The organism is Streptosporangium sp. OZ121 (assembly GCF_051918885.1).
GTDB lineage: Bacteria > Actinomycetota > Actinomycetes > Streptosporangiales > Streptosporangiaceae > Streptosporangium.
In genome coordinates, this window is the sequence record NZ_JBPXMC010000026.1 from 124,129 (window position 1) to 133,429 (window position 9,301).

At 72.0% G+C, this 9,301-nt stretch carries 10 protein-coding genes and 3 tRNA genes; 8 read left to right on the top strand and 5 right to left on the bottom strand.

Translation table 11 applies throughout. From position 1 onward, the window contains the following. Positions 1 to 17: 17 nt before the first annotated feature. On the bottom strand, positions 18 to 245 hold the full coding sequence (locus ACTOQ1_RS33510; protein ID WP_440071977.1) for a hypothetical protein: 228 nt from the start codon (positions 243 to 245) through the stop codon (positions 18 to 20). A gap of 302 nt (positions 246 to 547) precedes the next feature. Here ACTOQ1_RS33510 and ACTOQ1_RS33515 point away from each other — a divergent pair, with 302 nt between their 5' ends. Beyond that, on the top strand, positions 548 to 1,654 hold the full coding sequence (locus ACTOQ1_RS33515) for a hypothetical protein (protein ID WP_440071978.1): 1,107 nt from the start codon (positions 548 to 550) through the stop codon (positions 1,652 to 1,654). On the opposite strand, the gene ACTOQ1_RS33520 is transcribed toward ACTOQ1_RS33515, so the two are convergent. Next, positions 1,631 to 2,602 (bottom strand): alpha/beta hydrolase, encoded by a 972-nt coding sequence (locus ACTOQ1_RS33520; protein ID WP_440071979.1) that lies wholly within the window; start codon positions 2,600 to 2,602, stop codon positions 1,631 to 1,633. The genes ACTOQ1_RS33515 and ACTOQ1_RS33520 overlap by 24 nt on opposite strands. 603 nt (positions 2,603 to 3,205) lie before the next feature. On the opposite strand from ACTOQ1_RS33520, the gene ACTOQ1_RS33525 reads away from it, so the two are divergent. The 3 genes from ACTOQ1_RS33525 (at position 3,206) to ACTOQ1_RS33535 (ending at position 3,672) form a co-directional block, all read left to right on the top strand. Beyond that, positions 3,206 to 3,277, top strand: a tRNA-Gly gene (locus ACTOQ1_RS33525). Positions 3,278 to 3,397: 120 nt separating this feature from the next. After that, positions 3,398 to 3,470 (top strand) — tRNA-Pro (locus tag ACTOQ1_RS33530). Positions 3,471 to 3,599: 129 nt separating this feature from the next. Continuing rightward, positions 3,600 to 3,672 (top strand) — tRNA-Leu (locus ACTOQ1_RS33535). Between the two features lie 64 nt (positions 3,673 to 3,736). Here ACTOQ1_RS33535 and ACTOQ1_RS33540 read toward each other — a convergent pair. After that, positions 3,737 to 4,240, bottom strand: a complete 504-nt coding sequence (locus ACTOQ1_RS33540; RefSeq protein ID WP_440071980.1) for an NUDIX hydrolase — start codon at positions 4,238 to 4,240, stop codon at positions 3,737 to 3,739. Positions 4,241 to 4,401: 161 nt separating this feature from the next. Next, a complete protein-coding gene (locus ACTOQ1_RS33545) occupies positions 4,402 to 4,722 on the bottom strand; it encodes a hypothetical protein (protein WP_440071981.1) in 321 nt (106 codons plus the stop codon). On the opposite strand from ACTOQ1_RS33545, the gene ACTOQ1_RS33550 reads away from it, so the two are divergent. Both ACTOQ1_RS33550 and ACTOQ1_RS33555 read left to right on the top strand, forming a co-directional pair. After that, positions 4,708 to 4,995 carry a hypothetical protein gene (locus ACTOQ1_RS33550; RefSeq protein ID WP_440071982.1) on the top strand — a complete coding sequence of 96 codons (288 nt, stop codon included), beginning with the start codon at positions 4,708 to 4,710 and terminating at the stop codon, positions 4,993 to 4,995. The two genes, ACTOQ1_RS33545 and ACTOQ1_RS33550, sit on opposite strands and share 15 nt — an antisense overlap. Beyond that, complete coding sequence (locus ACTOQ1_RS33555; RefSeq protein WP_440071983.1) at positions 4,988 to 5,983, top strand: isopenicillin N synthase family dioxygenase; 996 nt, start codon at positions 4,988 to 4,990, stop codon at positions 5,981 to 5,983. Before ACTOQ1_RS33550 ends, ACTOQ1_RS33555 begins: the two co-directional genes overlap by 8 nt. A 67-nt stretch (positions 5,984 to 6,050) precedes the next feature. Here ACTOQ1_RS33555 and ACTOQ1_RS33560 read toward each other — a convergent pair whose 3' ends face one another. Then, entirely contained in the window at positions 6,051 to 7,328 is a 1,278-nt protein-coding gene (locus ACTOQ1_RS33560) for an ROK family protein (protein WP_440071984.1), read from the bottom strand. 242 nt (positions 7,329 to 7,570) lie between these two features. On the opposite strand from ACTOQ1_RS33560, the gene ACTOQ1_RS33565 reads away from it, so the two are divergent. Then, a complete protein-coding gene (locus tag ACTOQ1_RS33565; protein ID WP_440071985.1) occupies positions 7,571 to 8,884 on the top strand; it encodes an ROK family protein in 1,314 nt (437 codons plus the stop codon). A 232-nt stretch (positions 8,885 to 9,116) separates the two neighbouring features. Continuing rightward, positions 9,117 to 9,301 (top strand): ATP-binding cassette domain-containing protein (locus tag ACTOQ1_RS33570; protein ID WP_440071986.1); only part of this gene is annotated, 185 nt, incomplete at its 3' end.

Consider the following 9,301-nt stretch of genomic DNA (forward strand, 5'->3'; position numbering starts at 1 on the left):
AGTAGTGGCCGCGCGGTTTAGTAGTAGCCACCGCCGCCGGGCTCCTTGACGGGAATGGCGGTGTGCGCCTGGACGGCGGGCTGGAGCAGGCCGGCGCCGGCCAGTTCCTTGATCTGGTCGATCTGGTCGGTGCCGAGGTTGTACTCGGTGGCGACCGACTCGGGGTTGCTGAGCAGCTGCTCGGCGAACGCGGGGTCGGATGCGGCGCGCTGCACGAGATCGCGGATGCCTGGAGACTCGCTCATTGGTCCCTCCCATGGGACGGGGTTTCGTGGGCCGTTCGGGCTTCCCACGTGATCAAGTTATGAATCCGGCGTTCCGCGAACCACCGCCTGGCAGGCGTATTCCGGGCCGGACGGGAGACGGAGGGACCGGTGCCGGGCGGCTGATCGCCGCGCCCACGCGGACAGGGCGGCGTGGGCCGTGGCCTACGCGTACGGCCGGCCGGCCTAGATTCCCGCGGGAACGGCGTAAGCGGCCGCGCGGGATGGCCCGTCCGTGCCGCAGGGCGACCGCCGCGCGGCGCGGGCGGCGTACCGTCGGGGGCATGCTCAGGCTCGGCGAGCTCGACGCCCTGCGGCGGCGACGCGGGAGGTCGGCGCTGCTCCTCATCACCGACCGCTGCCCCGTCGGCTGCGCCCACTGCTCGGTCGGCTCCCGTCCCGACAGCCCGCGCATCACCGACCACGCCCTCTTCGAGGAGATGGTCGAGGGGCTCTGCGCGGACGAGGACCTGCGGGTCGTCGGCGTCTCCGGCGGGGAGCCGTTCGTGGAGCGGCGCGGGCTCACCTACGCCGCCCGGAGGATCCACGAGTCGGGCAAGGCGCTCGTCCCCTACACCAGTGGTCACTGGGGGGCCGGGGGAGATCCCCCCGGATGGATCCGGTCCGTCCTGGGCATGTCGGCCTGCGTCGTCCTGGGCGCCGACGCTCACCACACGAGCCCGCGCGCCGCCGTGGCCGCCGCGGCCCGAGCCGTCGCGGACGCGGGCGCGTGGCTCGTGGCCCAGGTGCTGGACGACCCCGCCCAGATCGAGGACGCGCGTGATCTCCTCACGGGCGCGCTGGGGGCCGGATGGCCCGATCACGCCGAGATCCACCCGGTCGCGCCCCTGCCGTACGGCCGCGCCCGGGGCCTGTTCCCCGCTCCCCGCCGCGTGACCGGCGAGCGGCTCGGCCGGTGCGCGATCGCGCACACCCCGACGGTCCGCTACGACGGGCGGATCTCGGCCTGCTGCGACGAGAACGTCATCATGGGGGCCGGGCCCCCGGACCTGCATCGCCTGGCCGGCGACCGCGAGGGCGTGCGCCGGGCGCTCGCCGACCTCGCCGCCGACCCGTTCCTCGCGGTGCTGGGCTCCTTGGGCACCGGGGCCCTGACCGCGCTGCCTCGCTATCGCGACCTCGCCCGCCGGGAGTTCTCCGGCATCTGCGGGATCTGCCGGCACATGCTGAGGCGCGCCGGCGGCGAGCGCGACCCGCTCCTTCGCGCGCTGGCGCTGATCCCGCCGCCCGGCTCCCCGGCGGCCTCGCCGTCAGGCCCTCCGGAGGTCGCGCCCGCGGCCTCCCCGGGGACCCCGCCCGCCAGGGAGCTGCGGGCCTCGCCGCCGCCGCGGCGGGCGGGCGGGCCGTCAGCCGAACAGGGCCCTGCGTAGCGCGACCACCCGCTCGGCGGCGGCCCGGCGGCTGATCTCCGCCTCGGGGATCATCGCGTCGAAGCCGTGGAAGGCCCCCGGGTGGAGGTGGAACTCGGTGGAGACGCCCGCCCGCACCAGCCGCAGGGCGTAGTCGAAGCACTCGTCCCTGAAGACCTCCAGCTCGCCGACGTCGATGTACGCCGGGGGCAGGCCCGACAGGTCGGACGCCCTGGCCGGGGCCGCGTACGGGGAGACGTCGTCGCCGCCCGCCCGCTCGCCCAGCAGCGACTTCCAGCCCAGCAGGTTCGCCGCCCGGTTCCACACGATCGCCTCGACGAACTCGTGGCTGGAGGGGGAGGTGTTGCGGTCGTCCAGCATCGGGCAGATCAGGAGCTGGAACACCAGGGCCGGGCCGCCGCGGTCGCGCGCGAGCAGCACGGTTCCCGCGGCGAGACCGCCTCCCGCGCTGATCCCGCTCACCGCGATGCGCTCCGGGTCGATGCCCAGCTCGGCGGCGTTCTTGGCGGTCCACACCAGGCCCGCGTAGCAGTCTTCGACCGGCGCAGGGTCCGGGTTCTCCGGCGCGAGGCGATAGTCGACCGAGACGATCACGCATCCCAGCTCGGCGACGTACTCGTTGAGGCGCGCGTCCTCCATCTCGACGTCGCCCATGACCATCCCGCCGCCGTGGATCCAGTACAGACCGGGGACGGCACCCTCCTGCCCGGCCGGGCGGTAGATCCGCAGCCGGATGTCGGGATCGCCGTCGGGGCCCGGGACCATCCGGTCCTCGATCGTGACCCGCTCGTCCGGGGCGAGTGGGGCCATCGCCGCACGCGCCGCGTCCATCTGGACCCGGAGGCCGGGCAGGTCCTCCGGCCGCAGGGCGCCGAGGTCCATGGCGGGCAGGGGGTTCGCCTGGAGGACGGCGGCCAGCCCGGGATCGATATTGGGATGAAATGCCATGTCACTCACCTAATCAGAAGAAGAGAGGGGGCCGGTTCGCGCGATCGGCTCCTTCCGTCGATCATGCGTGAGCCCCGCACTCCCTCACAACCGCAAGGTGGCCGCGATGGTGGACCCGCCGCCCGCCAACCGGCGGTCGGCGGGTCCGCGGGCGAGGACCGGTGAATTCCCCATCGGTCGCGAGAAACGCCGTCGACGGAAAAGGCGGATAAAACCATTGGCGCCGGAGGCCGCCTTTGCCCTTCAATGGAGAAAGGCCGGAGCACCCGCTCCGCAATCTGGAGAGGAACGACGGTGAATTACGGCGCATCACCGGTGTGGCAGGGAGGGCTTGAGGCGTTCCCGCTGCTCGGCGGCAGTGCTCTGGATCCCGGACGGCCAGGTGGATGACCCTCGCGAGGGAAACCGCCGAGCCGCCCGAGACACCACTCCGGGCGGCTTCTTCATTTCCTTCACCAGATGACACCGCTTTGACCATCGCGGGCGGGACCTTGTCTCCCGCTTTCGACAAATCCACAGTGCAGCACGTTGAACACGAATTCGTTCACGCACTCTACCTGGAGGGCGCGAAAAGGATTCACCCCGGGTGATTCCCGGAGACACGCCGCAGAGGCCGAATCGGTAAGGCAGCCGGCTTCCACCCGGCAGGACGGGGTTCGAACCCCCGCTGCGGCTCTGCCCTCGCGGGAGCGGGGCATGGGACTGGGACTCGGCGACGGGAGTGGCGACCCCCGCCCGGTCGGCAGGACCGCGGCGCGTCCGGTACGGCCCACGCCAGCCGGCCCGGACGCGTGACGGGACGTAGCTCAGCAGGAAGAGCATCCGGCCAGGGACCGGAAGGCCGCAGGTTCGAGTCCTGCCGTTCCGACGACACGAACGATGCGGGAAACGGGCGACACGAGCACGAGCAGCACAGCGAGACGAGCATGACGAGCGAGAGGAGCCGTACGAGCAGTACGAGGACATCGTGACACCGGCGTGCCGCGAGGCACGCCCGGCCGCTCTGGCCCAACGGCAGAGGCACCAGGTTCAGGACCTGGGTGATCAGGGTTCGAATCCCTGGGGCGGCACGTGACACGGCGATGGGCGGGTGCCCGAGCACTCGGGCACCCGCCCATCGCCGTCGGCTCGGCCTTACTCGTCGTGGTGCCAGGGGAGCAGGATGGGCTCGGCGGGGAGGTCTCCGGCCAGAAAACCGGCCAGCAGGGTCCCCAGGCCGAGGGGAAAGACCGCTTCGCGGGTGGTCAGCAGGTCGTGCCGGGTCCACCAGCGGTGCGCCGAGATCACCGAGCGCTCCAGCTCCTCCTGTCCCGAGATGTCGACGGTGTGTTCGACGACGCGCAGGAAGAAGAACGAGTCGACCGCGGCGACCCGGGTGTCGCCGAACCAGGTGAGGCCGGAGGAGCGGGCCACGACGGACCCCATGTGTTCTTCCGTGACCTTCAGTCCCGTCTCCTCGCGCAGTTCGCGGACCGCCGCGGCGACCAGCGTCTCACCGTCGTCCACTCCTCCGCCCGGCGTGATCCAGTAGTGCTCGACGGGCCACTGGGCGGGTGCGGGATATCGGAACAGCAGGAGGCGCTCGTCGGCGTCGACCAGCAGGATCCGGGCACTGGAACGTGAGACGGGGGCGGTCACGTCCCCGATCGTAGAAGGGATCGCCCCGCCCCGCCCCGCCCCGCTCAGCCCTGCCCCCGCCCCCCGCCTCGCGGCTCGGCTCCTCGCGCGCTCGTTCTCGGCGAGAGCTCGGCTCCCCGCGCGCCCGGCCTCAGGAAGTTCGGTTTCTCGCGAGCCCGTGCTCAGAGCTCGGCTCCCCGCGCGCCCGTTCTCAGGGGAGAGAGGCGGCGCGAGGTGTCCGCGACCAGCTGGAGCACGACCGGTACGAGGTCGGGCCGTGCGTGCAGCATGTCCTCCAGGCGCACTCGCCAGGCCGCGGCCTCGGCCGGCCAGGCATCCTCGCGCTGCAGGCGTAGCCGCGTCTCGGAAAGTCTCGCCTGGTGCGTGACGCCGAGGGAGCGGCCGAGCATGTCGCTGAGCCACCAGTAGACGTTGCCGTCGGCGGCGTCGACGAAGGTGCGCGCGCCCTCCCAGGCCACGCGCGGATGGTGAACGACGTCCATGGCCGGACCGTACGCCCGGTCCCGCCGTCCCACAAGGGCCGGTACGAGCGAGTGCCCGGCCGGGACCTGTCGGCCTGGCAGGCCGAGCGGTACGCGACCCTGGACGGCTACCGCACCGTTATTTTCGGCCTGCTCACCCCGGGCGGCGACGGCTTCGCCCTCACTCTCGCCGGCGGCGACCACCCCGCCGCCGACGCCACCGACCTCGATCCCGTCGCCGCTGACGATGCCGCTGACGACGCCGCAGCCTCGTGGCGACGGACCGATGGGTGATGATGAGCAGGTGGAGCGGCTACCGGTGATCGATGTCAGCGCCCTGGTGCGGGGCGGGTCCCAGGCGGAACGCGAGCGGGTCGCCCGCGAGATCGAGCGGGCCTGCCGCGACACCGGGTTCTTCTACGTCTCCGGCCACGGGGTGCCGCCCTCGCTGCTCGACCGCCTCGACACCGCCGCCCGCCGCTTCTTCTCGCTGCCCCCCGAGGTGAAGGCGGAGATCTCCATGGAACGGGGAGGCCGTGCCTGGCGAGGGTTCTTCCCGGTGGGCGGCGAGCTCACCTCCGGCCGTCCCGACCTGAAGGAGGGCGTCTACTTCGGGACCGAGCTGCCCGAGGACGACCCTCGCGCCCGGCTGCCGCTGCACGGCCGCAACCTGTTCCCCGCCCGGGTGCCCGAGCTGGGCGAGGCGGTCCTCGAATACCTCGACCGGCTCACCGATCTCGGGCAGTCGGTCATGCGCGGCGTCGCGCTCAGCCTCGGGCTCGCGGAGGACTACTTCGCCACCGGCTACACCGCCGACCCCACCGTCCTGTTCCGGATCTTTCACTATCCCCCGGCTCCGCCCGCCTCCGACGGGTGGGGGGTGGGGGAGCACACCGACTACGGCCTGCTCACCCTGCTGGCCCAGGACCACAACGGGGGACTCCAGGTGCACGCCGGTCGCGGCTGGATCGAGGCTCCGCCGATCCCCGGCACCTTCGTGTGCAACATCGGCGACATGCTCGACAGGCTCACCGGCGGCTTCTACCGCTCGACCCCGCACCGGGTGCGCAACGTCAGCGGGAACGAGCGGCTGTCGTTCCCGTTCTTCTTCGACCCCGCCTGGGACGCGGAGGTGCCGCCGCTGCCCTCGCGGGAGGCCGCCGGCGGCGGCCGTGCCCGCTGGGACGGCCAGGACCTGCGCGCCTTCACCGGAACCTACGGTGAGTATCTGCTGGCCAAGGTCTCCAAGGTCTTCCCGCGGCTGCGGGAGGACGTGCTCTGACCTCGCGCGAGGGGGACCGCTCTGAAGGGGACCGCTCTGAATCTGAAGGGGACCGCGAGCCTCAGGCTCAGGAGGGCTGCGGCGCGGGCTTCATGATCGCGGTGGGGTCGTTGACGATCTGGTTGATCACCACGTTCGCGGCACCCCGGGAGGCCGCGCCGAAGCCGTGGTCGGAGGCGACGAAACGGCAGCGGGCCGCGGGGCCCGCGACGACCAGGCGCTCCAGCTCGGCCTGCGCGAAGGGGAGCATCGAATCGGCCAGGGTGGCGAAGTAACCGCCCACGACGATCACGCGCGGGTTGAAGAGGTTGACCAGTATCGAGCCGCCGAGCCCGAGCCAGCGGCCGACCTCCGCGACCGCGACCAGCGTCTGCTTGTCGCCGGCGGCGAGGTCGCGGGCGATCTCGGCCACCCGCTCCTCGGGATCGGGCACCGGGCCGGAGCCGAGGCCGTACGCCCGCTCGGGGGTCGCCATGCGCACCAGCGCCGCCAGGCCGACCTTCGTCTCCCAGCAGCCGAAGCGTCCGCAGCCGCAGCGCCCGCCGCTCGGGTCGACCGGCAGGTGCCCGACCTCGCCGGAGAAGCCGTCCGCCCCGCGCAGCAGCCCGCCGTCCACGATGATGCCGCCGCCCACGCCGACCTCGCCGGTGAGGTAGACCATGTCGGCCGTACCGGCCGCCACCCCGGAGGTGTACTCGGCGAGGGCGGCCAGGTTCGCGTCGTTGTCGACCGTCACCGGCACGCGCAGCGAGCCGAGGGCCGAGGACAGCCGGGCGGCCAGCGGCACGTCGTGCCAGTCGAGGTTGGGGGCGAAGGCCACCACCCCGTGGTCGACGTCGACCAGGCCGGGGACCGCCACCCCGATGCCCGCCGGGGCGGCCCCGGCACGCGTCATCTCCTCGACGGCGTCGCGGGCCGTGAGGCCGAGCTCGCGGAGCGAGCGGCTGGGGCCGCTGCCGGCCGCGTCGAAGCCCAGGCGGCGGTCGACCAGGACGTTGCCTCCGAGGTCGACGCCGTGCACGGCGATGTAGTCGACGTTGAGCTCCAGCCCGAGGGCGCCGATGTGCGCGCCGTGCAGCGCCACCGCCCGCCGGGGGCGGCCGACCGTGCCCGCGTGGTCGACGCCCACCTCCTGGACCAGCCGCCGGTCGAGGAGCTCGACCATCAGGTTGGAGACGGTGGCCCGGTGCAGGCCGGTGGCCTCCGCGATGTCGGAGCGGGAGGTGGACCCGTGCTCGCGCAGGTGGCGCAGGACCAGGGAGAGGTTCGTCCGGCGGAGCGAGGCGTGACCCGCGGCCTGGGGCGCGCCGCCCCCCGTGCGGGCCTGGTGCTGCTCCTGGATCACGCGGTCACCTGGCTTTTATTTGTCTCGGATAGAAATTAATTGGATTTGTAACACAGAGATGTCCCGTCGCGCACCACGGGCCCGGTAACAACTCGATATCTGTCGTTCATGTGACGTAATCGGGCAAACGGGCGATCGTGTTACGAAAACGTTACGTAGATCGAAACGTTTCGGACCTTGCGCCCCTGTCCGAACTGAGCCTTTAATTCGGCCAGTCATGCAAATTAATTGAGGGGAGTGACGTGCACCGTAGCTGGACCGGCAGTCGCAACGGCGGTTCGACGAGCTCGAACAGGTCGGCCGGCACCCCCGCCGACCAGGCCACGGTGCGCCGGTCCAACCTGTCCCTGGTGCTGCGTCACGTCAGCGAGTACGGTCCGCGCTCCAGATCGGTCGTCGCCATGGAGACCGGCCTGAACAAGACCACGGTCACCAGCCTCGTCGGCGAGCTGCAGGCCCGCGGCCTCCTCAAGGAGATCGGGCCACAGCACGCGGGCGCCGTCGGCCGCCCCGGGCTGGCCCTCGCCCTGGACGGCGCCGGTGTCGGGGCCCTCGGCCTCGAGGTCAACGTCGACTACATCGCCGCCTTCGCCACCGACCTGGGTGGCCGGGTGCTGATCGACCGGCGGGTGAGCTTCGACGCCATGGGCTGCGACTCCGAGCGCTCCCTGACGGAGCTGGCCCGGGTGATAGGGGAGGCGATGGCCGAGCTCGACCTCCTGGAGGTCAGGATCGCCGGGATCACCGTGGCCGTCCCCGGTCTCGTCGACACCGCCACCGGCACCGTGGACGTCGCCCCCAACCTCGGCTGGTACGGCGTCCCCGTGGCGGAGTGGCTGGTCCGCGCCGGAGTGCCCCCGAACGTGCCGATCAGCGTGGACAACGACGCCAACCTGGCGGCCCTCGCCGAGTACACCTCCGGGGTGGCGGCCGGTACGGCCGATCTCGTCTACCTCACCGGCGAGGTGGGCATCGGCGGCGGCGTGATCTCGGGCGGGCGCCTGCTGAGCGGTGCCGACGGCTTCGCCGGCGAGGTGGGCCACGTCATGGTCGACCCCTCCGGCGAGCGCTGCGGCTGCGGCCGGATCGGCTGCTGGGAGACGAAGGTCGGCCTGGCGGCGCTGGTCCGGATGGCCACCCCCGACCACGCCTACGGCATGCACGACGGGGTGATGCGCGACCCGGAGGAGCGGCTGGCCGAGATCGAGCTGCGCTGGGCCGCCGGCGATCCCCGGGTCGACCTGGCCATCGGAGAGGTGGGCCGCTGGCTCGGGCGGGGCTCGGCCACGCTGGTCAACCTCTTCAACCCGCGCGTCATCGTCATCGGCGGCTACTTCGCCAAGCTCGCCGACCGGCTCATCCCGGTCGCGCAGGCGGAGCTGAAGCGGCTGGGCGTGGTGGGATCCGTCGCCCGCTGCGAGTTCGTCGCCTCCGATCTCGGCTTCGGCGCGGCCTCGCGCGGCGCCGCCGGGATCGTCACGGAGAGGGTGCTCTCCAACCCCACCGCGATCGATGTCCGCCTGGCGACACCGGCACCCGAGAAGGAGCGCGAATGAGACGCCATACCTCGTGAGAACCCGGTATCGCCCCCCAAGCATCCCGTCCGTCCGACCGGAAAACCGGATTCGTGACGCCGTCGTTCACGCCGACCTCGGCGGCGCCACGCTGGTGCTGTCCGGCCCGGCCGGACGGGCGGGATCCCTTTTCGCTAACTAAGTCCCTTTTGTCATAGAAGTTCGCGGCGAAATCCCCATCGAGATTCTGTCGTGAAGATCCACGGAGGCCCCCATGCCGGAGCCGTCAACCGACTCGGCACCCCTCCTCGTGATGCGAGGAATCGTCAAGCAGTTTCCCGGAGTGCGCGCCCTCGACGGCGTCGACCTGGAGGTCCGCGCGGGAGAGGTGCACTGCCTGCTCGGCCAGAACGGTGCCGGGAAGTCCACGCTGATCAAGACCCTGGCGGGCGCTCACCA